General features: G+C 53.9%; 13 protein-coding genes. All 13 read left to right on the top strand.

Going from position 1 to position 12,248, the window contains the following annotated elements; all coding sequences use genetic code 11:
* Window position 1: 1 nt before the first annotated feature.
* The 13 genes from INF30_RS08665 (at window position 2) to INF30_RS08605 (ending at window position 12,210) form a co-directional block, all read left to right on the top strand.
* Window positions 2-166, top strand: coding sequence for a hypothetical protein (locus INF30_RS08665; RefSeq protein WP_226394903.1), 165 nt, complete (start codon window positions 2-4; stop codon window positions 164-166).
* Between the two features lie 5 nt (window positions 167-171).
* Window positions 172-711 carry a prolyl-tRNA synthetase associated domain-containing protein gene (locus INF30_RS08660; RefSeq protein WP_226394902.1) on the top strand — a complete coding sequence of 180 codons (540 nt, stop codon included), beginning with the start codon at window positions 172-174 and terminating at the stop codon, window positions 709-711.
* Window positions 712-797: 86 nt separating this feature from the next.
* Window positions 798-983 (top strand): hypothetical protein, encoded by a 186-nt coding sequence (locus tag INF30_RS08655; protein WP_226394901.1) that lies wholly within the window; start codon window positions 798-800, stop codon window positions 981-983.
* A 61-nt stretch (window positions 984-1,044) separates the two neighbouring features.
* Window positions 1,045-1,662 carry a sugar O-acetyltransferase gene (locus tag INF30_RS08650; protein ID WP_330391161.1) on the top strand — a complete coding sequence of 206 codons (618 nt, stop codon included), beginning with the start codon at window positions 1,045-1,047 and terminating at the stop codon, window positions 1,660-1,662.
* Between the two features lie 184 nt (window positions 1,663-1,846).
* Complete coding sequence (locus tag INF30_RS08645; protein WP_408639752.1) at window positions 1,847-2,845, top strand: SPFH domain-containing protein; 999 nt, start codon at window positions 1,847-1,849, stop codon at window positions 2,843-2,845.
* A 28-nt stretch (window positions 2,846-2,873) separates the two neighbouring features.
* Window positions 2,874-3,065, top strand: a complete 192-nt coding sequence (locus INF30_RS08640) for a hypothetical protein (RefSeq protein WP_076779246.1) — start codon at window positions 2,874-2,876, stop codon at window positions 3,063-3,065.
* 125 nt (window positions 3,066-3,190) lie between these two features.
* A complete protein-coding gene (locus INF30_RS08635; RefSeq protein WP_226394899.1) occupies window positions 3,191-3,886 on the top strand; it encodes a response regulator transcription factor in 696 nt (231 codons plus the stop codon).
* Window positions 3,873-4,928 (top strand): sensor histidine kinase, encoded by a 1,056-nt coding sequence (locus tag INF30_RS08630; protein WP_226394898.1) that lies wholly within the window; start codon window positions 3,873-3,875, stop codon window positions 4,926-4,928. The genes INF30_RS08635 and INF30_RS08630 overlap by 14 nt, the downstream gene beginning before the upstream one ends.
* A 132-nt stretch (window positions 4,929-5,060) precedes the next feature.
* Complete coding sequence (locus INF30_RS08625) at window positions 5,061-6,011, top strand: D-alanyl-D-alanine carboxypeptidase family protein (RefSeq protein ID WP_226394897.1); 951 nt, start codon at window positions 5,061-5,063, stop codon at window positions 6,009-6,011.
* A 226-nt stretch (window positions 6,012-6,237) separates the two neighbouring features.
* A complete protein-coding gene (locus INF30_RS08620) occupies window positions 6,238-7,149 on the top strand; it encodes an Rpn family recombination-promoting nuclease/putative transposase (protein ID WP_226394896.1) in 912 nt (303 codons plus the stop codon).
* Between the two features lie 97 nt (window positions 7,150-7,246).
* On the top strand, window positions 7,247-10,447 hold the full coding sequence (locus tag INF30_RS08615; RefSeq protein WP_226394931.1) for a UvrD-helicase domain-containing protein: 3,201 nt from the start codon (window positions 7,247-7,249) through the stop codon (window positions 10,445-10,447).
* Between the two features lie 18 nt (window positions 10,448-10,465).
* The gene (locus INF30_RS08610; RefSeq protein WP_226394895.1) at window positions 10,466-11,125 is read left to right on the top strand and encodes a YkgJ family cysteine cluster protein; all 660 of its coding nucleotides are present in this window, start codon (window positions 10,466-10,468) and stop codon (window positions 11,123-11,125) included.
* Window positions 11,122-12,210: a DUF3878 family protein gene (locus INF30_RS08605; protein WP_226394894.1), complete on the top strand. Its 1,089-nt coding sequence runs from the start codon at window positions 11,122-11,124 to the stop codon at window positions 12,208-12,210. Before INF30_RS08610 ends, INF30_RS08605 begins: the two co-directional genes overlap by 4 nt.
* Window positions 12,211-12,248 lie beyond the last annotated feature (38 nt).

The raw sequence follows: 12,248 nt of genomic DNA, 5'->3' as shown, positions 1-12,248 counted from the left end.
AATGGATTATTGTGTGATCTGCGGAAGTATCGTCCCGGAGGGGACGCATGTGTGTATAAACTGTATACAGGCGGTGCTGGGCAAGGAGCAGGAACCGGGCGTTGTCATGGAAGAAAAAAGTGGATATAATGGGGAAAAGAACAGAAAAAATAAGACAGAGGAGTGAAAGTGATGCAGATTTATGAAGGCCGCCCGGCTGCAGCCGGAAACAGGATGGAAAAAGAGATGAGGGTATATGAACTTCTGGACGAACTGGGGATTTCCTACGTCCGGGCAGACCACGAGGCGGTTATGACGATCGAGGCATGCAGGGAAGTGGATGAGGCACTGCAGATAGAGATCTGCAAAAATCTGTTTCTGTGCAACCGCCAGAAGACAGCTTACTATCTTCTGGTCATGCCGGGCGGGAAAAATCTGCAGACAAAGGAGCTGTCGCCGCAGATCCCATCCTCACGCCTGTCCTTTGCGTCGGGGGAGGATATGGAGAAATATCTGAATGTGACGCCCGGATCCGCTACGATCATGGGTCTGATCTTTGACCCGGAAAATAAAGTCCAGCTTTTGATCGACGAAGAGGTGCTGGAGGAAGAATATTTTTCCTGCCACCCCTGTATTAATACATCCAGCATCAAACTGCGGACAGAGGATGTGCTGGGAAAATTTCTGCAGGCCGTGCATCATGATTACATAAAAGTAAGGCTGAGCAGGTAGAAGTGGGCTGTGGGAAAGTGGTATATATGTTCCCCTTTTGGTATAAACTGTAAAAAAGAGAACGGATCAGAAAGGGGACAGGCAGGATGGAGGATGTATATCGCCAGGCTGCAGAGCCGGAAGAGAGACTGGAAAAATGTGTGCTGTGCGGGCGCACTGTCTCGGTGTGGAGAGAAAGCCATATCTCGGAGAGAAGATACTATGTAGAAGGTGCAGGACAGCTCTGTGCCAGATGTTTTTACGACGTATACCAGAATGAACTTGCTTTTTGACCGGTAAAGATGTAATGTTTAGCGTGATGGATATACGTGACAGATAAGGAGGAAATTTTTGATGGATGGGAAGATGACGCAGAGGGAGCGAATGCTGGCCGGACTTTTGTACAATGCGGCGGACCAGGAGCTCCATAAGGCCCGTATCCGGGCCAAGCATCTGACATATCTTTACAATACTTGTGATCCGGCGGATATGGAGAGGCGGGCCTCCATCATGAAGGAACTGATCGGTGAGCAGGCGGAGCACACATGGATCGAGGCGCCGTTTTACTGTGACTACGGATGCAATATCGTGTTCGGTGACAACTTTTATTCCAATGTACACCTTACCATACTGGACTGCGCAAAGGTGATCTTTGGCCATGATGTGATGATCGGTCCCAACGTAGATATCTACACGGCAGGGCATCCGGTCCATCCGGAGACGCGCTGCACGGAGTGGGAGTACGCCAGGGAAGTGAGGATCGGCGACCGGGTGTGGATCGGCGGACGAAGTGTGATCAACCCGGGAGTGACCATAGGCAATGACTGTGTGATTGCTTCTGGGAGCGTGGTGACAAAAGATGTACCGGACGGCGTGATCGTTGGAGGAAATCCGGCGAAAGTGATCCGAAAGATCACGGAGGAGGATAAAAAGTACTATTTTAAAAAGCTCCCCTACGACAGAGGTGTGTAGGGAAAAATATAGACAGACAGACGCGGGCAGGAGAGGGAAGATCTCCTGCCCGTACTTTTTCACATTATCACGGACATACAGGAGAATATCGCAGGCGTGCTATTGACAGTTTCCCCTGGAAATGATAGTATGATGATATCAAAATGATATTAAAATAAAGCAATTGATTTTGGAGAAGGGGGAAATGATTATGAGTAAAGAAAAGGTCAGGCAGGAAAGAATACTGAATCCGGTCAGCGGCTATCTGATGCTGCTTCTTGGCATTGTGGGAATGATCGCCGGGATCGCTATTATGATCGTGGGATTTATCGCAGGAAGCCGGGTCGGAAGCGGTGCGCTGTCTGTCGTCAGCGTGATCCTTGGGATTCTTGTCCTTACAGCAGCTATCATCCTTCTGTGCGGGCTGAAGGTTCTTAACCCAAACGAGGCCTATGTGTTCACCGTGTTTGGAAACTATTACGGCACATTGAAAAAAGAAGGCTTTTTCTGGGTCAATCCTTTCTGCTCTGCCATCAACCCGACAGTAAAGTCAGCGCCTGTCGTGGCGGCATCGGGCAATGGAAAGTCCGTATCTGTATCTGTGGGGAATAAGGAAAAGAAAGTTTCCATGCGGACAATGACGCTGGATAATAAAAAGCAGAAAGTCAATGACCTGCTTGGAAATCCCGTGGAGATCGGAGCGGTAGTCATCTGGAAGGTGGTCAATCCCACAAAGGCAGTCATCAATGTGGAGAACTACAAAAATTATCTGTCCATCCAGTGCGACTCCATCATTCGGAACACAGCCAGGCAGTACCCCTATGATATGAGTGAGGGGGCAGATGAGAAGTCCCTGCGTGGCAGCAGCCAGGAGATTGCGGACATCATGAGCAGAGAGCTGCAGGAGAGGACGGAGGATGCAGGCATCAAGATACTGGATGTGCGTATCACCCACCTTGCCTATGCGCCGGAGATTGCGTCAGCTATGCTCCAGAGACAGCAGGCGGCGGCCATCATCGATGCCAGGCAGAAGATCGTGGAGGGAGCAGTAGGCATGGTGGAGATGGCCCTCTCCAGGCTGAACGAGAAGGACATCGTGGAGCTGGACGAGGAGAGAAAGGCAGCCATGGTGAGCAATCTCCTTGTAGTCCTGTGCGGAAACAAGGATGCGCAGCCCATTGTGAACAGCGGAAGTTTATATTAAATTGACAGAACGGTAAGAAAGGAGGGGGATGCTTTTGGAAAAAGAAAATAAAGCGGCTGATAAGTCCAAGGTAAAAAAGCAGGTGCCCCTCCGGCTGTCAAAAAAGCTGTACGATGAGATCGCCCAGTGGGCGGAGGACGACTTCCGCTCCATGAACGGCCAGATCGAGTATCTCCTGACAGAGTGCGTGAAGCACAGGAAGGGGAAGAAGGATTTATAAAATCTTAAGATTTTGCAAGGAAAACATTAAAGTCTTCCTGCTATCATGAAGGTACCATTTCCCACAGGAGGTGGTACCTTTCCTATTTGTTTTATTTATGGGAGAGCAGGAAGGAGAGAAGTCTTATGCATGAGAGGATCTTAGTGGCAGACGATGAACCGGATATTGCGGATCTCGTCTGCCTTTATCTGCAGAATGAGAACTATGAGACAAGAGTGTGCTATTCCGGGCAGGAGGTGCTGGAGGAGGTCCGCCGGGAAAAGCCGGACCTTGCCATTCTGGACATCATGATGCCGGGAGTGAGCGGGCTCACTGTCTGCCGGGAGATACGGAAAAAAGATACGTACCCGGTTATTTTCCTCACCGCAAAGGGGGAGGAGATCGACAAGATCAATGGCCTGGCACTGGGGGCGGACGACTACATCACAAAGCCCTTCCGGCCCCTGGAGATGGTGGCCCGGGTAAAGGCCCAGCTGCGGCGCTGCAAGAAATACAACTGTACCGGCCAGGAGGAGGACCTGCTGGTCCGGGGAGGCCTCACCCTGAATGTGCGGACCCATCAGTGTACCCTTGGCGGAAAGAACCTGAAGCTGACGCCGACGGAATTCTCCGTGCTGGAGATCCTGTGCCGGAAGAAGGGCAGCGTGGTCAGCTCCGAGGAGCTGTTCCACGCCATCTGGAAGGACGAGTATTACAGTAGGAAGAACAATACCATCACTGTACACATCCGGCATCTGCGGGAGAAGATGGGTGACTCCATTGACCATCCAAGGTATATCAAGACAGTCTGGGGGTGCGGTTATAAAATTGAAGAGCAGTAAAAAGTACTGGAAAGCGGCGGCAGGGGTTCTTGTGTCCCTGCTTGTGCTCTATTTTCTGTTTGATTTTGTGGACTATGTCTGCAATGGCGTGTTTGTGGAGTGGTTTACAAGAAATTTTGTCACCTCTGTGCCGACCTGGTACGATCCCCAGACAGGGACGACAGTCATGCGTGAGGAGATATTCTGGCCTTCCCTGAAAAATTTTATCTTCTGGGGCCTGGCTGTGGTGGCGGCAGCTGTCATCATCCTTGTCTTTGTTTTTACAGAGAAAAATACGGCGAAGATACGGCGGGAGGCCCAGGAGAGCATGGACAGCATGAAGGAAGAGCAGAAGAGGCAGGCCCAGGTCATTGAGGACGAGATGAGGCGGAAGGATGACCTGATCGCCTACCTGGCCCACGACCTGAAGACACCTCTCACCTCGGTCATCGGATACCTGAGTCTCCTTGATGAGGCGCCGGATATGCCGGGAGAGCAGCGGGGAAAATACCTGCACACGGCCCTCTCCAAGGCGGAGAGGCTGGAGGGGCTGATCAACGAATTTTTTGACATCACCCGGTATAACCTCCAGAAAATGCCCCTGGAGAAGCGGCGGGTCAACCTGTGCAGCCTCCTTGTGCAGGTGACGGAGGAGCTCTATCCCATACTTGAAAAGCACGGAAACAGAGTGGAAAATGAGGTGGATGAGGAGGAGTACATTTACGCCGACCCGGAGAAGATGGCCCGGGTCTTTAACAATCTGCTGAAGAACGGGGCGGCCTACAGCGACCGGGATACCTCCATTAAGATATGGACCCGGAGAAAAGGGGAGGAGATCGCCATTATTTTTGAAAATACGGGGGTCACCATACCCGGGGAAAAGCTGGAGATGATCTTTGATAAATTCTTCCGTCTGGACGAGGCCCGCGGAGGAGAGTCGGGTGGGTCCGGGTTGGGGCTTGCCATTGCGAAGGAGATCGTCAGCCAGCACGGCGGCAGCATCGCCGCCCACAGCCAGGAGAGGACCACCAGGTTTGAGGTGCGCCTGCCCGCCTGGTGTTAGGCGCGGCTGCGGAAAAATCCTTTCAGATGCTCACAAAGTCTTAATCTTTTCTTAGTGATCAAACAACTCCATATTAAAGTTCCGCTCTCCCTTCTCTGGTAGATTAAGAGCCAGAAGAAGGGAGAGAATGCTATGGACAGAAGAAAGAAGAAGCTGCAGAGACGCAGGAGGAACCGGCTTGCCTTTATCCTGCTGGCTCTGATGCTGATCTTCATATGGCTTGGAGCGAGAAATTATATGAATATGGAGGGGCTGGGATTTCCTGGCTCCGGGGACGGAGGACGGCTGTCCGCCTGCCTGGAGGACCTGCACAGTACATCGGCGGCTCTGGTGGATGCCGGGACCGGGGAGAAGCTGGGGGCATCCGGCGGGAGCAGGCGTATCTATCCGGCCTCCATGACAAAGATCATGACTGCTGTGGTGGCGCTGGAGCATATCTCTGGCCTGGATGAGACCATCACCATGCCGGGAGATTTCTACGGACAGCTCTATGAGGAGAACGCGTCCATGGCCGGGTTTGAGCCGGGGGAGGAGGTATACTACCGAGAGCTCCTCTACGGCGCGCTCCTTCCCTCCGGGGCAGAGTGCTGCATGGCCTTTGCGGAGAAGATCGCAGGCAGCGAGAGCGCTTTTGCGGAGATGATGAATGAAAAGGCGCAGGAGCTGGGGATGAGGGACACCCATTTTACCAACTGTACCGGACTCCACGACAGACGGCACTACTCTACGGCGGAGGACATGGCCCGGCTTGTGGTGTATGCCCTGAAAAATGACGCCTTCCGGCAGGCCTTTACCAGCAGGTCCTGCACTATGGCGTCCACTGCCTTTCATCCCGGGGGATTTACCGTGACAAGCACCCTCTTTGCCAGCCTTTCAGACCCGTCTGTCCCGGGAGGTGAGATCCTGGGAGGAAAGACCGGCTACACGGAGGAGGCGGGCCTTTGTCTGGCAAGTCTGGCAGTGGTGAACGGAAAGGAGTATGTCCTTGTAACGGCCGGGGCCCCGGGGGATCACCAGAGTGAGCCTTACCATGTGCTGGATGCAGTGAAAGTATATGGAAGGATCGGGGAAAACCCGGGATAAATTTTGGCTTTTTTGTTGCAGTTCTGATTGAATTATGTTATTCTAAATGTGTCGAGGCGGCGTATCTGCCGCCCATCTATCTATTCGGAGCCTGATTTCCAGGCATGCCCCGATATTGTACAACTGAACAGAGCAGGAAACGCGGGCCGTGCCTTTGAGACCCGGGCCGGATATGCAAAAAGATAAGCCCCCTTTCCTGCAGCAACTTACAGGAAAGGAGAAGACTGTGGCAAAAAAAGATGACAATTTTATCATGCTTCCCACCGTGGATGTGTGTTTTAAGGGATTGATGTACAATCCCAAAGTGCGGAAAGGCTTTATCGCCGCTCTTCTGAAGGCTGACCCGGCGTCTGTCCGGGAGACGATCCTGCTTCCCACGGCGCTGCGGCAGGAATACCCGGATGAAAAACTGGGGATCCTGGATGTCCGCACCATGATGGAAGACGGGGCCCAGATCAACATGGAAATGCAGGTGGAATCGTTTAAACACTGGGATGCCAGGTCGCTGTTCTACCTGAGTAAGATGTACACAGAACAGCTGAACAAGGGAGATTCTTACGAAAAGCTGAAGAAGTGTATCCATGTGAGTATCCTGGACTTTGTCCGGTTTGCGGAGGATGATACATGCTACCGGACCATCAGCCTTTGTGATGAACAGACCGGGAAAAGGTACACAGACCTTTTAGAACTGCAGATCCTGGAGCTTAAAAAGCTGCCGAAGGAACTGCAGAGCGACAATGAGGTCATCCGCTGGATGCGCTTCCTGGCAGGGAAGACCCGGAAGGAGTTCGAGGAAATGGCAGGGACAAGTGAATATATTGAAGAGGCATACAGAGAGCTGGAGAGGATGAGCGCAGACGAGAGGGCCCGGCTGGAGTATGAGGCCCGGCAGAAGGCCATAAGAGACCACGATGCGATTATGAAGAGCGCCTGGGAAAACGGTCTGGAGAGCGGTATGAAGCAAGGCCTGGAACAGGGGCTAGAACAGGGAATGGAGCAGGGCTTGGAGCTGGGCCGGCAGTCTATCATACAAAAGATGCTGGACAATGGCGCCAGCCCGGAAGAGATCATGGGGCTGACCGGAGCGACGCAGGGGGAAGTGGAGAAGGCACAGAATGAAGCAGCCCGGGAATTGTAATTTTCCGCTATCCATATTATAATAGACAAGATAAGCCCCGCCCGGACAACCGGCAGCGCGGAGCCGGGCAGGGGCGATGACGAAAGAGGGAATGATCATGTACATAGCGGACCTTCATATACACTCCCGATATTCCCGCGCCACCAGCAGGGACTGTACACCGGAACATCTGGATCTGTGGGCCCGGCGGAAGGGTATACACATTGTGGGAACCGGCGATTTTACCCACCCTGCCTGGCGGGAGGAACTGAGGGAAAAACTGAAGCCTGCTGAGGACGGGCTGTACGTGCTGAAAGATGAATACAGGATAGAGGATGAGACAGTGAGGGGCAGTATGACTCCTCGTTTTGTTGTTACAGGGGAAATAAGCTCCATCTACAAAAAAGGAGGAAGCGTGCGCAAAGTCCACAGCCTGATCCTCCTGCCCGGACTGGAGGAGGCAGAGGAGATCGCAGGCAGGCTGGAGGAGATCGGCAATATACACTCGGACGGGCGGCCGATCCTGGGCCTTCCCTGCCATGATCTGCTGGAGATCCTGCTTACTACCTGCCCGGAGAGTGTCTATGTGCCCGCCCATATCTGGACACCCCACTTTTCCCTTTTTGGAGCGTTCTCCGGCTTTGACACGGTGGAGGAGTGCTTTGAGGACCTGACACCCTATATCCATGCAGTAGAGACAGGGCTCTCTTCTGACCCGCCCATGAACTGGCGGGTGTCGGCTTTGGACAGGTATCACCTCATCTCCAACTCAGATGCCCACTCTCCGGCCAAGCTGGGCCGTGAGGCCAATCTTCTCGATATCGAGATGTCCTACCAGGGGCTGCGGCGTGCCATCCAGGAAGGCAAGGGACTCTATGGAACCATTGAATTTTTCCCGGAGGAGGGAAAATACCACATGGACGGCCACAGGAAATGCGGTCTTTGTCTGACGCCTTCTGAGACGGAAAAGTATGGCGGCCTCTGCCCGGTGTGCGGCAGGAAGATCACCATCGGCGTATCCCACCGGGTGGAAGAGCTGGCGGACAGACCGGAGAACTATGTGAAGCCGGGGGGAGCAGCTTTCGAGAGTCTGGTGCCGCTGCCGGAGGTGATCGGCGCTTCGCTGGGACATTCCGCTGCCAGCCGGAAAGTCCAGAGAGAGTACGAAGAGATGCTGGCGAAACTGGGACCGGAGTTTGAAATCCTGAGGACAATCCCCCAAGAGGAGATCCAGAGGGCTGCGGGGCATCGGATCGCGCAGGGGATCATGAGGCTAAGACAGGGAAAAGTAGAGAGAATACCGGGCTTTGACGGGGAGTACGGCACGGTCAGGCTCTTCACGGCAGAGGAGATCCAGAATACAGATGGGCAGATGGATTTTTTCAGCCTGATCGGTGTGGAGCCGGAAACGATGGGGAAGAGACAGCCGGAAGAGCCGGCGTCTGTCCAGCCAGGAGAAGCGGAAGAGCAGCATCAGAGTCAGACAGAGATCCAGACGTCAGGGAGAGCTGCGTCCCTCAATCCGGGGCAGCAGGAGGCGGTGCAGAAGATCTGCCGCCATCTGGCAGTCATGGCCGGGCCGGGAACCGGGAAGACCCGGACGCTTGTATCCCGGATCCAGTATATGCTGGAGCACAGGAAAGTAAAGCCCTCTGAGATCACAGCGGTCACCTTTACCAACCAGGCTGCCGGGGAAATGCGGGAGCGCCTGAAAAAAGAGCTGGGAGCCAGGCGGATCAGCGGCCTGCAGATCGGCACCTTCCACAGTATCTGCCTGCATTTCCTGCGAAGAGAGGGAATGGATTTTTCGCTGGCAGGAGAGACCCAGTGTAAAAACATAGCCGGGGAGGCGGTGTCTGAGGCGGGGCTGCCCTTCGGCAGCGGTAAATTCCTGGATGTCCTGTCCCGGAAGCAGGCGGGCATGCCGGGATGGGAGAGAGAGCTGGGAGAGCCGGACGGAAGCGGGGAGAAGAGTAACAGAGAATGCTTCCGGCGGGCGGAGGAGCTGTACAGAAAGAAAAAGCGGGAGCAGAAGCTCCTTGATTTTGACGACATGCTCCTGGAGACACTGCGCCTTCTGGTAAACGGCACTCCGGCTGGAAAGCAGTTCACCTGCCTGCTGATCGATGAGTTCCAGGATATAGATCCTCTCCAGTATGAACTTGTGAAAGCCTGGGACAGGCAGGCGAGAGAACTCTTTGTCATCGGAGATCCCAACCAGTCCATCTACGGCTTCAGGGGAGCGGATGCAGGATGCTTTGATCGGCTGAAGGCAGATGTGGAAAAGCGCGGGGAAGAGTTCTGCACAGTGGAGCTGACAGAAAACTACCGCTCCACACCCCAGGTCCTTGAGGCGGCGCAAAAGATGCAGGGCTGCATGCCCCTGCATCCCAACTGTCCGGATGGCGAGCCGGTGCGCCTGGTGAAAGCCGGAAGCGAGATGGGAGAGGCCATTTTTATTGCAAAAGAGATCGGGCGTATGGCCGGAGGCATCGGCATGCTGGAGGCCCAGGAGCTGTCCGGAAGCAGGGAGAGGAAGCACAGATCTTTTGAGGAAATTGCCGTCCTATCCCGGACACACCGGCAGGCGGAGCTGGTGGAGGCCTGCCTGCGCAAAGAGGGGATCCCCTACATTGTGGCTGGAAGAGAGAGTTTTCTTGCGGATGAGAAGGTCCAGGGCAGCATCTGCTTTTTCCGGTACCTGGAGCATCCGGAAGACCAGTCTGCGGCCCGGACAGCGGCTGAGCTTCTCCTGAAGCTTTCGTGGAACCAGGTGACAGAGGAGATGGTGCGTACCATGGCAGAAAAATACCGCCCTCTTTATGCGAAGAAGAAGCCTGGGAAATTCTTGGAAATGTGGATGGAGGACCTGGATCTTCAGAAAGCAGAGGCCATGAAGAAGATGGCAGGCATGACCGTCTTCTATAAGACGATGCCGGAATTTCTTCTGGACCTTGAGCTGGGGGTGGAGAGCGACCTCAGAAGATGCGGTGGCAAACAGTATCATTCTGGCGCTGTCACGCTGATGACGCTCCACGGTTCCAAGGGTCTGGAGTTCCCGGCAGTGTTCATTTACGGGGCCAGAGAGGGGAACATCCCTCTGGAAAATGAAAAGCGCCCGGCGGACGAAGAGGAAGAGCGGAGACTTCTCTATGTGGGAATGACCCGGGCCAAGGAGGAACTGATCCTCACCTGCTCCGGGGAGGAGTCCAGGTTTCTTGCGCATCTTTCCGGGAACGCTCTTTTCCGGGAAAAAGAAAAACCGCGGAAAAAAGAGGAGAGTTGTCATCAGATGCGCCTCTTTGAACTGGAAGATTGAGAACGGGAGGATGAGTGGATGAGGAGAAATATACGGCTGGAGGACATTTCCGATGGAAAGCTCTACACGGCAGAGGATATGGTGAAGGCAGACTGTCGGGGCTGCGAGGGATGCTCTGCCTGCTGCCATGGCATGGGCAGCTCCATCCTGCTGGACCCCTGGGATATCTGGCTTCTGACCAGGGGTACGGGGAAGGATTTTGCCGGACTTCTGGCAGAACATATTGAGCTGGGGCTGGCGGACGGTATCATCCTTCCAAGCCTTCGGATGGCGGGAAAAGAGGAGGCCTGTACGTTCCTGGATGAGAACGGGCGGTGCTCTGTCCACGCTTTCAGGCCGGGGATCTGTCGGATGTTTCCGCTTGGCAGATACTATGAGGACACAGGCTTCCGGTATTTCCTTCAGGTGCATGAGTGCCAAAGAAAAGACCGGAGCAAGATCAAGGTGCGGAAATGGCTGGATATCCCCGACCTTAAGAAATATGAGACATACATTTTTGAATGGCACAGCTTTCTGAAGCTCTGTGAGCGGGAGTCGGAGGGGCTGGATGGGGACAGTCTGAAAATATTGCAGATGTATCTGCTTCGCACATTTTATCAGATGCCCTGGAGCGGGGACGATTTCTATAAAGAGTTCTATGCCCGGCTGGCGCAGGTAAAGGAGAAGCTTGGTTTATGATAGAGAGATATGAAGAGCTGAGAGGCTATCTGCCGGGGCTCCAGAAGGATATGCCGGAGTGCTACGGAAAACTGGCGGAGATCTTTGAGCATCAGGTGTTTGAACTGCACCTGGGAGAGGAAAGGGGCAGGAAGACAGATTTCTATATCCCCTACATGATGAACGACGCCCTGGAGTGCTATCTGGTACTCAGGGACGCGTGGATGACAGGAGATTATCTGGAGCTTGACCCGGAAGAATATCCCATACAGGGACAGCTTGCCTGGCGGGACGATAAGTCTGCCCTTATTGTCAAACAGGGAAAGGAAAATGTATTCACCATATGGTTCGCGGAGCTGACAGAGGTGTTCCAGTGCTATCAGTACCACAGGATCGGACATTTCTGGGTACAGGGTCAGGAGCAGTGGCGCCAGCTTGTCTATATGGTGGGAACTGTCTATGAGAAATACCAGTATCTGGGAGATGCGGCCTGTAACACGGAAGAGCAGGCATTTATGCGGCTCATCGAATTTTCGCCTTTCCGGTACTGGTCCCCTGTAGGCGAGTCTCTGGATGACCGGTATCCCTCCACCCGGGAGGGGGCCCTGTGCATGAAGGAGATGGCCCTGGAGGCAGGGGATAAAGGATACGCAAGGCTGGCAGGGATCTATGCCAGATTTCCGGCCGGTTTTCTGAAGAGAAAGCTGGCAAAGAAGCTGTGCAGCCCGGCCCGGCAGGGATTGTACGAGAACATATATGAGAAAATACGGGCGGCCTCTCTGAAATATCCAAAGAGAGTTTACGGTGAGGAGCTGGATGGAAAGATCCTTGGCGAGAGAAAGCGGATTCATCAGAAGCTGCACAGAGCGGGATTTTCCGGGAAATACCCGGTTTACACAAAAGGAAACGTGCAGATCGTGGCTGCGGAGGAACATCCCTTCACTACCATGGAGGCGGAGGATTTTACCTTCCGCATCCGGTTCATGGTTTCCCGGTGCAGGAAAGAAAAAGAGATGGGAAGAAACTGCGGATTCTTCAGTGGCAGGGGAAGAGAGGGACGCATACAGGAGGACCTGGATCTGCTGCTGGGAGAACTGGAAGAATAAAAAGATAAAACCGGAAGATAAATAAGAAAAGGAGAAGG

The organism is Claveliimonas monacensis (genome assembly GCF_014982975.1).
GTDB classification, from domain to species: Bacteria; Bacillota; Clostridia; order Lachnospirales; family Lachnospiraceae; genus Claveliimonas; species Claveliimonas monacensis.
This window is presented reverse-complemented; position numbering and strand designations above follow the sequence as displayed.

Excerpts from the sequence above, each read along its gene's own strand:
- INF30_RS08605 (WP_226394894.1), top strand. The coding sequence starts at position 11,122 with ATGATAGAGAGATATGAAGAGCTGAGAGGCTATCTGCCGGGGCTCCAG.
- INF30_RS08645 (WP_408639752.1), top strand. The coding sequence starts at position 1,847 with ATGATTATGAGTAAAGAAAAGGTCAGGCAGGAAAGAATACTGAATCCG.
- INF30_RS08665 (WP_226394903.1), top strand. The coding sequence starts at position 2 with ATGGATTATTGTGTGATCTGCGGAAGTATCGTCCCGGAGGGGACGCAT.
- INF30_RS08650 (WP_330391161.1), top strand. The coding sequence starts at position 1,045 with ATGGATGGGAAGATGACGCAGAGGGAGCGAATGCTGGCCGGACTTTTG.
- INF30_RS08660 (WP_226394902.1), top strand. The coding sequence starts at position 172 with ATGCAGATTTATGAAGGCCGCCCGGCTGCAGCCGGAAACAGGATGGAA.
- INF30_RS08640 (WP_076779246.1), top strand. The coding sequence starts at position 2,874 with ATGCTTTTGGAAAAAGAAAATAAAGCGGCTGATAAGTCCAAGGTAAAA.
- INF30_RS08610 (WP_226394895.1), top strand. The coding sequence starts at position 10,466 with ATGAGGAGAAATATACGGCTGGAGGACATTTCCGATGGAAAGCTCTAC.
- INF30_RS08615 (WP_226394931.1), top strand. The coding sequence starts at position 7,247 with ATGTACATAGCGGACCTTCATATACACTCCCGATATTCCCGCGCCACC.
- INF30_RS08655 (WP_226394901.1), top strand. The coding sequence starts at position 798 with ATGGAGGATGTATATCGCCAGGCTGCAGAGCCGGAAGAGAGACTGGAA.
- INF30_RS08635 (WP_226394899.1), top strand. The coding sequence starts at position 3,191 with ATGCATGAGAGGATCTTAGTGGCAGACGATGAACCGGATATTGCGGAT.
- INF30_RS08625 (WP_226394897.1), top strand. The coding sequence starts at position 5,061 with ATGGACAGAAGAAAGAAGAAGCTGCAGAGACGCAGGAGGAACCGGCTT.